This window comes from Citrobacter sp. KH_055_1 (assembly GCF_057838705.1).
The window spans coordinates 1,662,558-1,680,146 of record NZ_CM174473.1 but is presented as its reverse complement, the minus strand read 5'-3'; the positions used below and the strand labels follow the sequence as shown (position 1 = coordinate 1,680,146).

Sequence of the window (17,589 nt, the reverse complement as noted above, 5' to 3'; positions counted from 1 at the left end):
AATGACTATACCTCACGTTAAGGCCGTTGCTGCCGCAGTATGCGTCGCCAGCCTCCCATCACTCGTCTATGCTGCTGACCAGGATACCGTAGTGGTCACCGCGACCGGTTTCGAGCAAAAGATTCAGGATGCTCCCGCCTCTATTTCTGTGATCACCAAGCAGCAAATTGAGGATAAAGCCTACCGCGATGTCACCGATGCGCTCAAAGATGTGCCTGGCGTCGTCGTCACGGGTGGCGGTAGCAGCAGTGATATCAGCATCCGCGGGATGGCCTCGCAGTACACGCTCTTCCTGGTCAACGGTAAGCGGATCAGCACACGCGGCACGCGACCGAACAGCGATAACTCCGGCATTGAACAAGGCTGGCTGCCGCCGCTGGAATCCATTGAACGCATCGAAGTGATCCGTGGCCCCATGTCATCGCTGTACGGCTCCGATGCAATGGGCGGGGTGATTAACGTGATCACCAAAAAGGTATCGAATACCAAAGGCTGGAGTGGTTCTCTACATGGTGACGCCACCTTCCAGGAAGACCGTGACTCCGGCGATATTTACCAGACTAACGCCTATGCGTCCGGGCCGCTGATTGACGGATTACTCGGCGCAAAAGTCACCGGGTTATTCTCTCACCGTGCCGAAGATGAAATCGTCAATGGTTATAACGAACAGCGCATGCGTAATGGGGGATTAACCCTGAACCTTACGCCGGATGATAAAAACGACATTGACTTCGATTACGCCCGTGAACTGCAGGATCGCGACAGTACGCCAGGTAAATCCACAGCAGAAGAAAGCTGTCGCAACGGAAGCTGTAAGCCAAACAGCAAAAGCGAAAACAAGTATGTGCACACGACCTATTCATTAACCCACAGCGGTTACTACGACGACTTCAACACCACCAGCTATATTCAGCAGGAAGAGACCGATAACCCGGGTCGTCAGATGAAGTCCTATAACACTATTTTTAACAATCAGAACCAGATTTTCCTCGGGGCACATACCCTGACGGCAGGCGGGCAGTACCGTTATGAAAAACTGCGCGATAACGGTAACCAGCTGGAAGCGGCAGACGGTCTGAACAAGCTGACCCGCTGGAGTTGGGCGCTGTTTGCTGAAGATGAATGGGCCGTAACCGATACCTTCACGCTGACCGGCGGCCTGCGTATGGATAAAGATGAAAACTACGGTGATAACTGGACACCACGCGGCTACGGCGTATGGCATCTCAGCGATCAATGGACCCTGAAAGGCGGCGTGTCTGCAGGTTACCGCGCGCCGGATCTGCGCCAGTCGTCAGCAAGCTGGGGACAGGTGACTGGCGGTGGTCGTCTGAACGGCATCATTGTGGGCAACCCGGATCTGAAACCGGAAAAGAGCCTGAGCGAAGAAATCGGCCTGCTGTGGGATAACGGCAACGACCTCAACGCGGGCGTGACGCTGTTCAACACCGACTTCAAAGACAAGATCACCGAAGTTCGCCGCTGTAACAGCAGCGCCGATCCGGCCTGTACCATCGGCGGAACCCACTATGATTTTGTCAGCGATCGCGTTAACGTCGATGAAGCCAATATGCGCGGCGTAGAATCCACCTTCGGCTGGAAAATCACCTCCGATCTCAACTGGACGGCAAACTACACGTTCACCGAATCTGAACAGAAAAGCGGTCAGTTCTCCGGTCAGCCGTTAAACAAAATGCCGAAGCATATGTTTAACACCACGCTGGACTGGCAGGCCACGCAGGATCTCGGTTTCTGGAGCCGTCTGAACCTGCGCGGGAAAACCTCTGAGTACCTGAGCCGTACGTCGATGGCTCAAGGGACACCGTCCTATACTCAAGTCGATGTTGGTGTGCGTTACTACGTGAGCAAGGATGTGCTGGCCACCGCTGGCGTGTACAACGTGCTGGATAAGCAAATCGATTACGAGACCTATGACACCATACTCGATGGTCGTCGTTACACGGTTGGCCTGACCTATAACTTCTAAGTTTGGCGCAATAAAAAACCCCGGCATTTACCCTGCCGGGGTTTTTTGTTATTTCCTGCCAAAATGCTTAAGACGATTTCTTCACGCGATCCGGGAATTGCATTTCGCTGTAACGCACGAAACGCGTCCCTCTGGTCAGTTTATAGCCGAACCAGATAATCAGGAACAGCGGAATACCAATATAGGTCGCCATCACGCCGCCCCAGTCAATGGTGTCTCTCAGGAACGCTTCGTAGTTTTGCCCCAGGGTGATGATCAGGCACAGCACGAACGCAAAGATCGGTCCCAGCGGGAAGAAGCCTGAACGATACGGCAGATCGTTTATATCACGCCCCTGCATCACATAACCGCGACGGAAGCGATAGTGGCTGATGGCAATCCCCAGCCAGGCGATAAAGCCCGTCATACCGGAGGTGTTCAGCAGCCACAGGTACACGGTCTGGTTGCCAAACATGGAGGTCAGGAAACACAAACCTGCCACCACCGTGGTCGCATACAGCGCATTACGCGGGACGCCGCCACGAGACAATTTGGCGAAAATACGCGGCGCTTTGCCGTCGCATGCCAGGGTGTAGAGCATGCGCGTTGAGGCATACATACCGGAGTTACCCGCCGACAGCACCGCGGTCAGGATCACAGCGTTCATTACCGCAGCCGCAGAAAGCAGGCCCGCGTGCTGGAAGACCAGCGTAAACGGACTGACGCTGATGTCTTTCACATCGTTACGCAGCAGGCTTGGATCGGTATACGGAATAATCAGACTGATAATCAGGATCGCGAACACATAGAACAGCAGGATTCGCCAGAACACCTGACGCACCGCGCGCGGAATGTTCTTCTCGGGATCTTCAGATTCACCCGCCGCAATACCGATAAGCTCAGTACCCTGGAAGGAGAAGCCGACGATCATCGCCACACCAATCATGGCTGCAAAGCCACCGGCGAAAGGTGCATCTCCCGTAGTCCAGTTGCTCCAGCCCACCGGCTGAGCGCCTTTGAAGATGCCGAAAATCATCAGCACGCCAACCGCGATGAAGATAATAACGGTGGTGACTTTGATCAGCGAGAACCAGTACTCTGCTTCACCAAAACCGCGAACAGAGATGTAGTTCAGCAGGAAGATGACGCACAGGAACAGCGCACTCCAGATCCAGCCTGGCGTATCCGGGAACCACCAGCTCATCACCAACTGCGCAGCGACCAGGTCGACGGCAATGGTGACCGCCCAGTTGTACCAGTAGTTCCAGCCCAGCGCGAAACCAAAGCCTTCTTCTACATAGTTCTGACCGTAAGTGGAGAACGAACCAGAAACCGGCATGTACGCAGCCAGTTCACCGAGACTGGTCATCAGGAAGTACACCATCAGGCCAATCAGAATATAGGAAAACAGCGCGCCGCCTGGACCCGCCGCAGAAATGGTTGCACCAGATGCAACGAAAAGACCCGTACCGATGGAACCGCCAATGGCAATCATCGTCAGGTGGCGCGCCTTCAGTTCACGACGTAGCGTGGGCGCTTCTGTGGTTTTAGTTTCGGAAACCATGGGAAAATGCTATCCATCCAAAAAATGAGGCGCGATTGTAGCAGACGAAATGGCATTCTTCCGGCACAAATACGCTGTTATAAGAGACCTTCATGACTGGCCGTGGATTATAAGTAAAGCCGAAAATAGTCGGCATGCTGCCTGAAAAAATATCGCCGCCCTACTGCTGGTCGCTGTAGCGTAAAAAGCGCAGCAGCGCATTGGAGAGATGTTTTTGACGGTGATGGACACGCCAAAGAGTACGGACTAAGCGCGGTAACGGTACAGGCACTTCACTCAGCGTTCCCGCCTGTAGCTGCTCCTCAATCACCCGACGTGACAGGCAGCTAATCCCTAATCCATGACGCACAGCATGCTTAATGGCCTCGGAGTTACCCAACTCCATGGCCATCTGAAATCGCGGCAAATGAGATAACAGTAGGTAATCCACCAATTCACGCGTACCGGACCCGCGCTCGCGCAGGATCCACGGTGAAGCCGCCAGTTGTTCAAGCGTAACGGGACCTTTTACCAGCGGTGACGTCGGTGCAGCAAACACCACCAGCTCATCCTCCAGCCAGGGTTCTGAGATGATTTCCGTACTGTGGCATGGCCCTTCTATCAGTCCAATGTCGACCCGGAAATCCAGTACGGCATTAATTACGTCCAGGCTGTTCCCCACGCTCAGTTCCAACGGCAGATCGGGAAAATCATGACGATAGTGGGCAATCATGGCAGGTAAAATGTAATTGCCGATGGTGCTGCTGGCATAGACGCGAATCGCCCCATTATCTTCCCGGAAAAGCTGTTCTATCTCGGCCGTTTGCTCAAGCAGCGCCAACGCGCGGGGATAGAGTAAACGCCCGTGCTCATTGACCACCAGACGTTTACCTACGCGATCGAACAGCTGTACGCCAAGCTGGCCTTCTAAATCAGTCAGCGCTGCGCTCACTGCGGATTGCGACAATGACAGCATGACAGAGGCCTGGGTTGTCGAGCCACTTTTCAGTACCTCGGCAAATACTTCAAGTTGTCGCAGGGTGATATGCATGGTCGTTTTCCTCTAGATGGCCCGTGTTTACCACTTATTCAGATTAATTATAAATATATAATCAATTTTATTTTTAAACCACTTCACCTTACTATTTTCTCCAAGAAATCATTCCATTGACAGGAGGGGTTATGACCGAACTCGCCCTACAGAATCATCGACGTACAGTGTGGCATTTTATTCCGGGGCTTGCCCTGAGCGCAGTCATCACCGGAGCCGCGTTATGGGGTGGTTCTATCCCCGCGGTTGCGGGGGCCGGGTTCAGCGCCCTCACCTTAGCCATTTTACTGGGGATGGTCCTCGGCAACACCGTCTATCCGCACATCTGGAAAAGCTGTGACGGCGGCGTACTGTTTGCGAAACAACATTTATTGCGACTGGGGATCATCCTTTACGGCTTTCGTCTCACCTTCTCTCAGATTGCTGACGTTGGCGTCAGCGGGATTGTGATCGATGCGTTGACGCTCACCAGCACCTTTATGCTTGCCTGCTTCCTCGGCCAGAAGGTGTTTGGTCTGGACAAACACACCAGCTGGCTGATTGGCGCCGGGAGCAGCATTTGTGGTGCCGCGGCAGTACTGGCAACAGAGCCGGTCGTGAAAGCAGAAGCCAGTAAAGTGACGGTCGCTGTCGCCACCGTGGTCATCTTCGGTACCATTGCTATCTTCCTGTACCCGGCGATGTATCCGTTGCTTTCGCACTGGTTTAGCCCTGAAACCTATGGGATTTACATTGGGTCAACCATGCATGAAGTCGCACAGGTTGTTGCTGCCGGACATGCGATTAACCCGGATGCAGAAAACGCAGCCGTTATTGCCAAAATGCTGCGCGTCATGATGCTGGCTCCGTTCCTCATCCTGCTGGCCGCTCGTGTGAAACAACTGTCTCCGGCTAACGGCGGCGAAAAGAGCAAAATCACCATTCCGTGGTTTGCCATCCTGTTCATTGTGGTGGCGATATTTAACTCGTTCCACCTGCTGCCGCAGTCTGTGGTGAACATGCTGGTCACCCTCGATACCGTGCTGCTGGCAATGGCGATGGCCGCACTTGGGCTGACCACTCACGTCAGCGCGCTGAAAAAGGCCGGTGCCAAACCGTTACTGATGGCGCTGGTGCTGTTTGTCTGGCTGATTGTCGGTGGTGGTGCAATCAACGTTTTGATTCACAGCGTGATGGCATAATCAAACACGACTAACCCCCGTTGACCCGCTATACTCTCCCCTTTTGTATTTGAGTATGGCGGGTTTTTCCCGTCATACTTCGAGTTGCATGCGCTGCTCAAAACGTATTGCGTTTTGTCCTGCAACTCGAACTATTTGGGGAATCAATTATGAAATATATTGGAGCGCACGTAAGCGCCGCTGGCGGTCTGGCCAATGCCGCTATTCGCGCCGCAGAAATCGATGCCACCGCATTCGCCCTGTTCACCAAAAATCAGCGCCAATGGCGCGCCGCGCCGTTGACTACTGACGTCATTGATGACTTCAAGTCGGCCTGCGAGAAGTATCACTTTAGCAGCGCACAAATTCTGCCTCACGACAGCTACCTGATTAACCTCGGCCACCCGGTCAGCGAGGCGCTGGAAAAATCACGCGATGCCTTTATTGATGAAATGCAGCGTTGCGAGCTGCTGGGGTTATCCCTGCTTAACTTTCATCCGGGCAGCCATTTAATGCAGATCCCGGAAGACGAATGCCTGGCACGCATTGCCGAGTCCATCAACATTGCCCTCGCGCAGACCCAGGGCGTAACTGCAGTTATTGAAAACACCGCCGGTCAGGGCAGCAATCTTGGCTTTAAGTTTGAGCATCTGGCCGCCATTATCGATGGCGTAGAAGATAAATCCCGCGTGGGCGTCTGCATTGATACCTGCCACGCCTTCGCCGCCGGATACGATCTGCGAAGCGCCGCCGAGTGTGAAAAGACCTTTGCCGAATTTGAACGTATTGTCGGCTTTAACTATTTACGTGGGATGCACCTGAACGATGCCAAAAGCACGTTTGGCAGCCGCGTTGACCGCCATCATAGCTTAGGTGAAGGCAATATCGGTCACGACGCCTTCCGCTGGATTATGCAGGATGACCGTTTTGACGGCATTCCGCTGGTGCTGGAAACCATCAATCCAGATATCTGGGCGGAAGAAATCGCCTGGCTGAAAGCGCAGCAAACCGATTCTGCCGCCGCCTGATCGGGTGGATTGAGTGAATAAAAAAGGGCCGAATCATCGGCCCTTTTGTGTCAGCAGCAGAAATTATGCTTTCGCCACCGCGTCCTCTTCTGGACGTTTCAGGAAGGCATAAGACAGACCCGCTACCAGCGTACCGGCAATAATCGCCAGCAGGTATCCCACTACCGGCGTAATCGCGCCAGGGATCAGCAGCACAAACAGGCCGCCGTGAGGCGCCATCAGCTTCGCACCCACCGCCATCGACAGTGCGCCGGTCAACGCGCCACCGACGATGCAGCATGGCAGCACACGCATCGGGTCACGGGCGGCGAACGGGATCGCCCCTTCGGTGATGAAGCACAGGCCCAGCACCAGAGCCGCTTTGCCCCCTTCACGCTGTGCGTTGTCGAATTTACGACGCGCCACCAGCGTAGCCAGACCCAGCGCCAGAGGGGGAACCATCCCCGCCGCCATAATAGCCGCCATCGGTGCATACGTCTGCGTACTGAGCAGGCCGACACCGAAAGCATACGCCGCTTTGTTGACCGGACCGCCCATGTCGGTACACATCATGCCGCCAAGAATCGCCCCAAGCAGCACTGCGTTCGCCGTTCCCATGGTTTGCAGCCAGTGGGTCAGGCTTTCCAGAATACCGGCAACCGGTTTACCAATCAGGTAAATCATTGCCAGCCCAACTACCAGGCTCGATAGCAGCGGAATGATCAGGATTGGTTTCAGCGCTTCCATACTTTGCGGCAGCTTCAGCTTGGTGCTGATGAGTTTCGCCACGTAACCGGCAAGGAAACCGGCGATAATCCCACCAATAAAGCCAGAACCGGTACTGACCGCCAGCATACCGCCGATAAGACCCGGCGTCAGACCAGGACGGTCAGCGATGGAAAATGCAATATAACCCGCCAGAACCGGCACCATGAGCGCAAAGGCTGAACCGCCGCCAATTTGCATCAACGCCGCAGCCAGTGTGCCCGGCTCTTCAAATGCTTTAATACCAAAAGCAAAAGACAGTGCAATACACAGACCACCGGCAACCACCATCGGCAGCATGTAAGACACGCCGGTCAGCAGGTGACGGTATGCACCTGCGCTCTCTTTCTTACCTTCTGTTGCTCCGGACTGCCCATTCCCTACAGGCTGGTACGGCGTCGCTTCGTCTACGGCTTTATCCAGCTCTTGCTTGGTTTTCTTCAGCGCCAGTCCGGTAGAGGTGCGGTACATCGGTTTTCCGGCAAATTTCGCCAGATCAACTTCAATATCCGCCGCCACAATCACCAGATCGGCCTGCGCCACCTCTTCCGGGGTAATCGCATTGCCTGCGCCTACTGAACCACGGGTTTCAACCTTCACCCACCAGCCGCGTTTTTTGGCTTCGGTTTCAATGGCTTCCGCCGCCATAAACGTATGCGCCACGCCGGTCGGACAGGCCGTTACCGCCACCACGCGTTTGGGGCCACTGCTAACTACAGGCGCTGCCGCAACCGGTGCGCTGTAGGGTTTCGCATGACCTTTCGCTTCGCTCAGGAACAGTTCAGGATGCGCCACCGCACGGGAGATATCTCCCAGCCAAACTTTTTTGCCGTTCAGCGCACTGTCGTTAGGGAGGGTGTCACCCAGGACAATCGCCATCTCTGCATCATTCGGATTATCGATAATATCCAGATGCGCTTTTTGTGCCGCCGCTCCAAGCAGGGTTTTCGCCATGTAAGCGCGAGCCTGGCCGAGATTAGCGTCAATAATCAGCAGCGTTTTCATTATGCCTCTCCTGCTGTCAGTTAAACGGTTTTAAGTCGACGCGCGCCATCATCGCGGCCAACTGAGGACGATCGGTAATGCCGACATTGCTTTGGCTTACCGCCAGGGCGGCAACGGCAGTCGCCAGACGCAGAGTGTGTTCGCTGGACTCACGCATCAGCAGGCCATAAATCAGACCGCCAACCATCGAATCCCCTGCGCCTACGGTGCTGACAACCTCAACTGACGGCGGTTTAGCAATCCATTCGCCAGAAGCGTTAACCCACAATGCACCTTCCGCACCGAGGGAAATCACCACATGCGCAATACCCTGCTCACGCAGCGCATGCGCAGCTTCAATCACATCTTTCATTTCTGGCAGCTTACGGCCCGCCCAGATTTCCAGCTCACGACGGTTGGGTTTCACCAGCCATGGCGCCGCTTTCAAACCTGCAACCAGCGCTTCACGACTACTATCAAAGATAATGCATGGACACTGACTGCGCAGGCGCGTCATCCAGTCGGTGAAGGCTTCCGGACTCACGCCGGTTGGCAGACTGCCGCTGACGCAGACCATGTCGAATTGACCCAACCAGCTCAGGGAGTCATTCACAAAGCGTTCCCAGTCCGCCGGGGTGACTTCAAAACCGGAGAAATTGAAGTCAGAAACTTCACCGTCTTTTTCAGTCAGCTTGACGTTAATACGGGTACGCCCCTGCACCACCTGAAAACGGTTGGCAATCCCCAGTTCGCTGAACAACTGCTGAAAGCCATCCTGGTTATCTTTACCCAGAAAACCACCCACCGTGACGTCGATCCCCAGGTCTTTCAGTACCTTGGCAACGTTGATGCCTTTACCCGCGGCATGCAGGCCGGTCGTTTTTACCAGGTTCACTTCACCGCGTTCAATTTCCGGACAAAAGCCGACCAGGTCATAGGCTGGATTCAGGGTAATAGTTGCGACACGTCTGCTCATTATGCGCCCTCCCCAAGACCGGCTGCGATGGCCTCGCCAATCGCTTTCAGCGCCTGTTCAGCATCTTCGCCCTGGGCGGTAAAGCGCAGGTGATGTCCTTTCTTCACGCCCAGCGCCACAACTTTCATCAGACTGCGTCCATTTGCCGGTTTTCCGGTTCCATCAAGATTTGTCACGGTAATTTCACTGTTAAATTGTTTAATGGTATTCACCAGCATGGTGCCCGGACGGGCGTGTAAACCATGCTCATTGCGCACAACAAACTCTGCGCTCAGCACATCATCAGTTAACGCATCATCACTGGTCAGCAGGGCCAGTACGGTCGCTGCATCCGCTTTCAGCAAGCGGTCAGCTTTATTTTCCAGCAGCAAATCGCTAAGGCGCTTGAGCACTGCCACGGGCTGATCGTCATTCATCGCGACGGTCACCAATAGCGCGGCCGTCTCGCCTTCTACGTCGAAGGCATTTGCCGCTCGGCTGAGCGCAACTGCGCTTCGCAGATTACCTTGAGCACAATCATTCAGCCAAATCCCCTGGCCGAGGTTCAGCGGTTGCTCATTGATAGCCGTGGCAACAAAGTTAGCATCAACCGCACCCGCTTCTTTCAGACGCGCGGCGTTCAGGGCTTGCAGCGTGACCAGCGAACCGGCGACCACGTCCAGCGACAGCATGTCGTTGTCGAGCTTGAGCTGTTCACTCTGCTTTTCACCCATCAGCAACGCGCGCAGTTCTTCTGCGGTGGTGGCGGATTTCAGCTGTTCAGCCACCGAATCATCGCTGAGTACGTGTGTCAGCTGACGCAGCAAACCCAGATGTTCGTCGGAGCTGGCCGCAATACCAATAGCCACATATGCAACCTGGTCTTCACCCCAGGTAATACCTTGCGGAAACTGGAATACCTGCACCCCGGTTTTCAACACCTGATCACGGGTGTCCGTGGTACCGTGAGGAATGGCAATACCGTTGCCGAGGAAAGTAGATGTTTGCTGCTCGCGCGCCAGCATGCCGTTGACGTAGCCTTCCGCCACGTTGCCAGCCTTCACTAACGCGGCAGCAACCTGGCGAATGGCCTCTTCTTTATTTCCGGCCTGTTCGCCCGGGTGAATATCCTGAACAGATAACTGGAACATGGTTCTCCTCTCCTGCTGAATTGAAACGATTCAGCTAACATGAGAAAAAAGGCGCCACCCAACTCCAACACTTAAGAAAAGATGACGCTGAAACGTTTCAAGAAGTTTTGCGCTTTCTGCTTCAGCACGCAAGTAAAGTTAGCAATTTGCTTGCTGAATTTAGATATAACGCACATTTTTTCTTCTGTGCATCAATAATTGCTGACATAGAAAGGAAGCTAAGTTATCGATTTCAGCATCGTCAGCAGACTGTTTTTAGAGACTGAAATGCTATTTTGATTTTTCATGCCGATTTTGATTTCGCGCCCTGTTTATTTTCTGACAGGCAGCGTAAACTCCGCGTCTCTTCACATCACAGATATTGAAACATGCATAACACCCCGGTAGCCGCCTCCCCCAAGTCGTTTGATTTAACGTCTTCGGCGTTCCTGCTTGTCGCTTTTCTTACGGGTATCGCCGGCGCATTGCAGACCCCTACGCTCAGCCTTTTTCTGACCGATGAAGTTCATGCCCGTCCGGGTATGGTCGGTTTCTTTTTTACCGGTAGCGCTGTCATCGGCATCCTGGTAAGCCAGTTTTTAGCTGGGCGTTCTGATAAGAAGGGCGATCGCAAAAATCTGATCGTTTTTTGCTGCGTACTGGGGATGCTGGCCTGTGTGCTGTTTGCCTGGAACCGTAACTATTTTATCTTGCTGTTTGTCGGCGTCTTCCTCAGTAGCTTTGGATCGACCGCTAACCCGCAAATGTTTGCCCTCGCCCGCGAGCATGCTGACCGCACGGGCCGGGAAGCCGTCATGTTCAGCTCTATTTTGCGTGCTCAGGTTTCGCTGGCATGGGTGATTGGCCCGCCGTTAGCTTACGCGCTGGCTATGGGTTTCAGCTTTACGGTGATGTATCTGAGTGCCGCCGTTGCGTTTATCGTCTGCGGCGTCATGGTGTGGTTGTTCTTACCGTCGATGAACAAAAATGCGTCCCTCGCCACGGGCGCGGTGGAAGCCCCGCGTCGTAACCGGCGCGATACGCTGCTGCTGTTCGCTATCTGCACATTAATGTGGGGCACCAACAGCCTGTACATCATTAATATGCCACTGTTTATCATCAACGAACTGCATCTGCCGGAAAAACTCGCAGGCATTATGATGGGCACCGCCGCCGGGCTGGAAATACCGACGATGCTCATTGCCGGATACTTTGCTAAACGTCTGGGCAAGCGTTTGTTGATGCGGATCGCCGTGGTCGCCGGTTTCTTCTTTTATGCCGGAATGCTGTTGGCGCATTCGCCGGTCATTCTGCTCAGCTTGCAGCTGCTGAACGCGATTTACATCGGTATCCTCGGCGGTATTGGCATGCTCTATTTCCAGGACTTAATGCCAGGACAGGCGGGTTCTGCAACCACTCTTTACACCAACACCATCCGCGTGGGCTGGATTATTGCCGGATCGCTGGCCGGTATTACCGCTGAAATCTGGAACTACCATGCGGTGTTCTGGTTTGCGCTGGTGATGATTATCGCCACGGTCTTTTGCCTGGCGCGGATCAAAGACGTTTAAGGTGCGGTGAGCGCTTCAAGCTCAATAAGGTACACCATAGCCTGGCGCGTTGTCTGGCCACACATTTCAGCGCTGGGCTGTAAGCCTGCACACACTTTTGGCCGCAGTGCGGAACCAAAAATTTTACAGCGCAGGAATTCATCAAGCTGAACGCATGGCGTATTGGCGGGCTTGCCCTCAGGCATGCCGGGGATGGGGCTGGAGATAGAAGGCGCAGTGCAACATGCGCCACAATCCGGACGGCATTCCATACAATATTCTCTTTAAGGTAAACCCGCGGATTGTGTAGGTAGCGAACAGTACCACCTTTTTTGCACCCGCAAAAGTGCGAATTCCGCTTGCCTGAATGACCCGGCGCGAGTAGTTTGACGCGATATTTTAGACACTCCTCACTACAGGATTTTTTCGATGCCAAGAGCGAACGAAATTAAAAAAGGTATGGTACTTAACTACAACGGCAAGTTGCTGATTGTAAAAGACATTGATATTCAATCACCGAGCGCACGTGGTGCAGCCACGCTGTACAAAATGCGTTTTTCTGATGTCCGTACCGGCCTAAAAGTCGAAGAGCGCTTCAAAGGCGACGATATTGTGGATACCGTCACCCTGAGCCGTCGTGGCGTTGATTTCTCTTACGTCGATGGCAACGAATATGTCTTTATGGATAAAGAAGACTATACCCCGTATACCTTCACCAAAGACCAGATCGAAGAAGAGTTGCTGTTTATCCCGGAAGGCGGAATGCCGGACATGCAGGTGCTGACCTGGGATGGCCAACTGCTGGCGCTTGAACTGCCACAGACCGTAGACCTTGAGATCGTTGAAACCTCACCTGGCATTAAAGGTGCGTCAGCCAGTGCACGTAACAAGCCAGCCACCCTGACCACCGGCCTGGTGATCCTGGTTCCTGAGTATCTGAGTGCCGGTGAGAAAATCCGCATTCATATCGAAGAACGCCGTTATATGGGGCGTGCAGACTAACGTTTCTGCTAAGACACAGACTAAAAGGGACAGCGCACACTGTCCCTTTGCTGTTTTCAGCGCTGACTGCTGAGATAAAAATCATCCATCAATAATGATTCCAGATACTGCTCATCCTCGCGCATAAAACGCACGATGACATTAACCGCCTGAGGGTAAAAGCCCTCGCCGTCGCGATGCAGACAGCTATCCCGGAACAATGATGCCCAGCACATAATATGATGATGCAAAAAGTAATATTGCTCAGCGACGCTCTGCTCTTTGCCCACCATTTTCGCCATTAACGCCAGCTGTACCGCAATATGATCGGCAGGTTCATTCTCCCGCGCAGCCAGCCCCTGTTCGACTAACAGCACATTCATTTGCCGTCGTTCTTCAGGTGCCGTCGTGTGCGGGTAATGCCCTGCATAAGGCGACACGCTCTGTGGAGGGGCCAGCAAAAACAGTGAAGCAAAATCGGCCGCCAGCTCCAGTTGTCGGCATTCGCGCCGCAGCACCTGAGCCAGACTACGCGCTAACTTTTTGACGTCAGCAGCCAGTCCGGGGATCCCCGTCAGTGAGGTCATCCACTCCCGGCTCTCCTCGCTCTCAAGACGGGCTAATTGCTTCTCGTCCAGTTCACGAAACAGCAGTTGCGAAAACCACTGATATACTGCTGCACGCTGCTGATGAATGTGATTATGCGGCACTGGCCCCCTCCTCTTTCACTGTCGCAGGTCCACCGAAAGCGGTTACCTGCGGGGCCTTCTGCTGGAAGCGTTCAACCTCTACCAGCACGGAATGCGCGGAAGGGCCTTGCGCCAGCTGCGATGTCCCAATATCCGCACTCAGGACATTCGGATCGCCATAGGTGCATAGCGTCCCGGCTTTCCCGCCTTCCTGCGGGGAATACCACGCCCCTTCATGAATGCGGATCACGCCAGCGGGAAAATCGGCGCTAATCACTACGCCCGCCAGCACCTGACCTCGGGCGTTAAAGACGCGAGCAATATCTCCGGCTTTTAAACCGCGGGCGGTTGCATCCTGCTCGCTGATGTAGAGCGGTTCTCTGCCGGCCACCGCGTAGGTGTTACGAAACGCCTCGCTTGAGCATAACTGCGAGTGCAGACGCTTGTCCGGGTGACAGGATTGCAGATGCAGCGGATATTTATTCGTCTTGCCCTGATGGCTACGTTCAAACGGCTCCATCCACACCGGGTGTCCTGGACAATCTTCATATTGAAAACCCGCGATGGTTTTACTGTAGATTTCAATAAGCCCCGACGGGGTGCCTAACGGATTAAGATCGGGCTGGTCGCGGAACTCACCGTGACGCACCCACGGCTGCCCCGCCGGATATTCAACGTATCCGTCCCCTTTCCAGAAGGTGTTAAAGTCCGGTAAGGTAACGCCGAGAGACGCGCCCATCTTCACGCCTTCGTCATAAAGCGCTTGTACCCACTGCATTTCATCGCGGTTTTCACGGTATACCGCTTCTTTATCAAAGCGCTTACACAGCCCGGCAAACACATCAAAGTCATGACGCGCTTCAAATTGTGGTTTGACTACCTGATGCAGCGCCATCAGCCCTTTATTCGAATGGGTGCCAAACTGCTCAATGTCGTTACGCTCAAAACGCGTGGTGACGGGCAGGACAATATCGGCAAAACGACAGGATGCAGTCCATTGGTGATCTAACACCACGACGGTTTCCAGCTTCTTCCATGCCTCAATCATGCGGTTGCGATCCTGCTGCGCATGGAACGGATTGGCCGCGCTGTAGACGGCCATTTTGATATCAGGCCAGGTTAACGTTTCACCGTTGAAGGCAATTTTCTTACCCGGCGCAAGCAGGCAGTCGACGATACGCGAGGTGGGAATATGCGCCGATGCGCCACGAAAATCCGCTTTATATTTCGCCTCTGGGGGATTGTTAATACTTCCCAGCCCCGACAGCACAGGCCCGGCCGACGTTACCGTTCCACCGCCGTTGTAGTGCCAGCCAAATCCTACGCCGCCGCCCGGTAAACCAATTTGTCCGACCATGCTCGCCAGCACCACCAGCATCCAGGGATACTGCTCTCCGTGGTGCATACGCTGGACGCACCAGCCGCCCATAAACTGCGTGCGGCCTTTCACCAGCAGGCGGGCGAAGTCACGGATTTGTTCTGCGCTCAGGCCACAGATTTGGGCTGCCCATTCGGCGTTTTTCACCTGCTTGTCAGTCTCGCCCGTCAGGTACGGTAAAAACTGTTCAAAGCCGACGGTGTAATCGTTAATAAATGCCGTGTCGTACAGTTTTTCTTCATACAAGGTGTGCGCGAGCGCCAGCAGCAAAGCAACATCGGTTTGCGGTCGCAGCGCCAGTTGTTCAGCACCCAGATAGTTTTGCGATTTACTGCGCACCGGATCAACGCTGATGACGCGCATTTTGCCCTGTGCGACCGCCTCTTTAATCTGCTGCCAGTAGCCAAACGCTTCGTGGTCGGGTACCAGGAATTCTATCTGCAAATTCTTAATCGGATCGCAGCCCCACAACACGATGGTATGGGTATTCTCAATCACCAGCGGCAGCGAGGTTTGCTGCTCGTAGACTTCCAGCGAACCAATCACATGCGGCAAGATGACCTGTGCAGCCGCCGCCGAGTAGTCGCCAACGGTGGTGACATAGCTCCCGTGCAGGCCGAGCCCCCTGTCCATTGCGCCACCTGCTTTATGGTATTTGCCCACCATTTGCCAGTCGGCCAACCCGGTAAATACGCCGGAAGATCCGTAGTTTTTTTGCACCCGTTCCAGCTCTTCGTAAAACAGATCCAGCGCCCGATCCCAACTGACCCGCACAAAACGGTTATCACCGCGCTGGCTGCGGTCTGATTTTTCACGCTTACGTAACCAGTCCAGACGGACCATCGGGTAGCGGACTCGCGAAGGGTTGTAGACCACTTCACGTACTGCATTCAGCATATCGCACGGATATTTGTCGTGTTTAAAGGGCCGGGTTTCGGTCCACTCGCCGTTGACCACTTTGGCTTCAAAAGCGCCGTAATGCGAGCCGGACTGGATCCACTGTTCAGGGTTTTCTCCTGCCGCCCATACCTTTGATATCAGCGGGTTCGGCGCCAGCGCACTGGCGGCACCTACCGCCAGCATACCGCTCAGAAAACGGCGACGGGACGGATTAAAATCGTGAATATCCATACATTATCCTCTTTATTATTGGGGGGCAGGCACATCGCTGGCGTGCGTCTGGAGGTATTTCAACAGCGTGCGTTCTTCCACCGGATTAAGCCGGTAATAGGTCGACATCGCTTTTAGTCCGGCAATCCAGCCATTGGCGGTATAACGGATGGTCGGCGGTGTGCTGTGGCAGGCGCTGCAGGTGGATTGCAGCATTTGTTCCGAGTATTCCCACACCGGTGCAATACTGGTGATAAGCCCCTGCGCGGAGGTCCATGCGGTCACGCTCACTTGCTGCCACTGCTGGTGCGAATCTGGGTCAACCTGGGTTTGCAGAATTTTTACGTTTGCCATCAGGGAATCATCAAGCACCGCGGAGAAAACGCGTTTGCCCATAAACTGCGTGATCACCCGCCCACGACCTTTGCTTTCACGCCACCCCGTCACTTCCAACTGGACATTACTGCCCTCTTTTTTCAGAACTCTGACTTCGGTGGCCGGAAAAAGTAGCGCTTTACCGGCGGGACTCCCAGCCGTTGCCGTCAGGGCTTTCTCGCCTAACGAAAACAGCGTGGTCGCCTCCGACGGCGTCTCTCCCTGGCGTTGGAGTTGCTTAAACCGATCGCGAAAGCCGCTACTCATATCAGGCTTGTGATGGGCAATACCTTTGTGACAGTCAATGCAGTTGCTGTCTTTCGCCGCCGCTGCGGTCATTTGTGCCGCTGCATTCGTCGATTGCTTGCCGTGATCCATCGCCTCATAGCTATGGCAGGATTTACAGGCCGCTGAATTATTGGCGCTCATTCGCGCCCATTCCCGCTGAGCAAGTTCTGCCCGCTTGGCGGTAAACTTTTCAGGCGTATCAATCGACGGTGAAATAAACGTATGGTAGAGATCGTTCAAGGCTTCCGTTTTGCGCAGAAGCGTCGGAACGATGCCTGGTGGAATATGGCAATCCTTACACTCGGCACGCACGCCGGAGGCATTGCGAAAATGTATGCTGGTCTGATATTCCTCCCCCACCGTACGCATCGAATGGCACGACAAACAAAACTCGGTGCTACTGGTGTAATGCACGCCTTGCCACGTTCCCCAAATGGCAAAGGCCATGGCAACGGCTCCACCGAATGCCCACCATAGTGCGTTCTTTCTCATCCACGACATATTTGGCTCCCTTATTTTAATTGCGACACGCTAAGGGATATTAAAAAAGGAGAATAGAGACACCGGCAGCAGAGTATAGGAACAGCGTTCACTCTATGAGGCGAGTCAAAATAGTTAAAAATGGAAACTCGTAATATGCGGCTATCGTTTTAATAA

14 protein-coding genes are annotated in these 17,589 nt (G+C 54.1%); 5 read left to right on the top strand and 9 right to left on the bottom strand.

Annotated elements, in window-relative coordinates:
* The first annotated feature begins 1 nt into the window (after nucleotide 1).
* A complete protein-coding gene (locus tag AC3ITF_RS07765; protein ID WP_115258026.1) occupies nucleotides 2-1,987 on the top strand; it encodes a ligand-gated channel protein in 1,986 nt (661 codons plus the stop codon).
* A 67-nt stretch (nucleotides 1,988-2,054) separates the two neighbouring features.
* Here AC3ITF_RS07765 and lysP read toward each other — a convergent pair whose 3' ends face one another.
* Together lysP and yieE are read right to left on the bottom strand one after the other, a co-directional pair.
* Nucleotides 2,055-3,530, bottom strand: coding sequence for a lysine-specific permease (gene lysP / locus AC3ITF_RS07760; protein WP_096756479.1), 1,476 nt, complete (start codon nucleotides 3,528-3,530; stop codon nucleotides 2,055-2,057).
* Nucleotides 3,531-3,690: 160 nt separating this feature from the next.
* On the bottom strand, nucleotides 3,691-4,560 hold the full coding sequence (gene yieE, locus AC3ITF_RS07755; RefSeq protein WP_115258025.1) for a DNA-binding transcriptional regulator YeiE: 870 nt from the start codon (nucleotides 4,558-4,560) through the stop codon (nucleotides 3,691-3,693).
* A gap of 131 nt (nucleotides 4,561-4,691) precedes the next feature.
* Here yieE and AC3ITF_RS07750 point away from each other — a divergent pair, with 131 nt between their 5' ends.
* On the top strand, nucleotides 4,692-5,741 hold the full coding sequence (locus AC3ITF_RS07750) for a YeiH family protein (protein ID WP_115258024.1): 1,050 nt from the start codon (nucleotides 4,692-4,694) through the stop codon (nucleotides 5,739-5,741).
* Between the two features lie 149 nt (nucleotides 5,742-5,890).
* Nucleotides 5,891-6,748, top strand: coding sequence for a deoxyribonuclease IV (gene nfo / locus AC3ITF_RS07745; RefSeq protein ID WP_115258023.1), 858 nt, complete (start codon nucleotides 5,891-5,893; stop codon nucleotides 6,746-6,748).
* Between the two features lie 63 nt (nucleotides 6,749-6,811).
* Here the strand turns inward: nfo and fruA are convergent, their stop codons facing one another.
* From fruA to fruB, 3 genes are read right to left on the bottom strand one after another with little or no spacing between them, the layout of a single operon-like run.
* On the bottom strand, nucleotides 6,812-8,497 hold the full coding sequence (gene fruA, locus AC3ITF_RS07740) for a PTS fructose transporter subunit IIBC (RefSeq protein WP_137362811.1): 1,686 nt from the start codon (nucleotides 8,495-8,497) through the stop codon (nucleotides 6,812-6,814).
* Nucleotides 8,498-8,513: 16 nt separating this feature from the next.
* The gene (fruK, locus tag AC3ITF_RS07735; RefSeq protein ID WP_003834544.1) at nucleotides 8,514-9,452 is read right to left on the bottom strand and encodes a 1-phosphofructokinase; all 939 of its coding nucleotides are present in this window, start codon (nucleotides 9,450-9,452) and stop codon (nucleotides 8,514-8,516) included.
* On the bottom strand, nucleotides 9,452-10,582 hold the full coding sequence (gene fruB, locus AC3ITF_RS07730) for a fused PTS fructose transporter subunit IIA/HPr protein (RefSeq protein WP_489176287.1): 1,131 nt from the start codon (nucleotides 10,580-10,582) through the stop codon (nucleotides 9,452-9,454). Before fruB ends, fruK begins: the two co-directional genes overlap by 1 nt.
* Nucleotides 10,583-10,950: 368 nt before the next feature.
* Between fruB and setB the strand changes: the two genes are divergently transcribed.
* On the top strand, nucleotides 10,951-12,132 hold the full coding sequence (setB, locus tag AC3ITF_RS07725) for a sugar efflux transporter SetB (RefSeq protein WP_489176286.1): 1,182 nt from the start codon (nucleotides 10,951-10,953) through the stop codon (nucleotides 12,130-12,132).
* On the opposite strand, the gene AC3ITF_RS07720 is transcribed toward setB, so the two are convergent.
* Nucleotides 12,129-12,383 (bottom strand): YkgJ family cysteine cluster protein, encoded by a 255-nt coding sequence (locus tag AC3ITF_RS07720; RefSeq protein ID WP_096756468.1) that lies wholly within the window; start codon nucleotides 12,381-12,383, stop codon nucleotides 12,129-12,131. The genes setB and AC3ITF_RS07720 overlap by 4 nt on opposite strands.
* A gap of 157 nt (nucleotides 12,384-12,540) precedes the next feature.
* Here AC3ITF_RS07720 and yeiP point away from each other — a divergent pair, with 157 nt between their 5' ends.
* Entirely contained in the window at nucleotides 12,541-13,113 is a 573-nt protein-coding gene (gene yeiP, locus AC3ITF_RS07715; RefSeq protein ID WP_096756467.1) for an elongation factor P-like protein YeiP, read from the top strand.
* A 56-nt stretch (nucleotides 13,114-13,169) separates the two neighbouring features.
* Here the strand turns inward: yeiP and torD are convergent, their stop codons facing one another.
* The 3 genes from torD to torC are packed head-to-tail and all read right to left on the bottom strand — an operon-like array spanning nucleotide 13,170 to nucleotide 17,433.
* Nucleotides 13,170-13,802, bottom strand: a complete 633-nt coding sequence (gene torD / locus AC3ITF_RS07710) for a molecular chaperone TorD (protein ID WP_117343456.1) — start codon at nucleotides 13,800-13,802, stop codon at nucleotides 13,170-13,172.
* Nucleotides 13,792-16,290 carry a trimethylamine-N-oxide reductase TorA gene (gene torA, locus AC3ITF_RS07705; protein WP_489176285.1) on the bottom strand — a complete coding sequence of 833 codons (2,499 nt, stop codon included), beginning with the start codon at nucleotides 16,288-16,290 and terminating at the stop codon, nucleotides 13,792-13,794. Before torA ends, torD begins: the two co-directional genes overlap by 11 nt.
* Before the next feature lie 15 nt (nucleotides 16,291-16,305).
* A complete protein-coding gene (torC, locus tag AC3ITF_RS07700) occupies nucleotides 16,306-17,433 on the bottom strand; it encodes a pentaheme c-type cytochrome TorC (RefSeq protein WP_137362809.1) in 1,128 nt (375 codons plus the stop codon).
* Nucleotides 17,434-17,589: the final 156 nt, after the last annotated feature.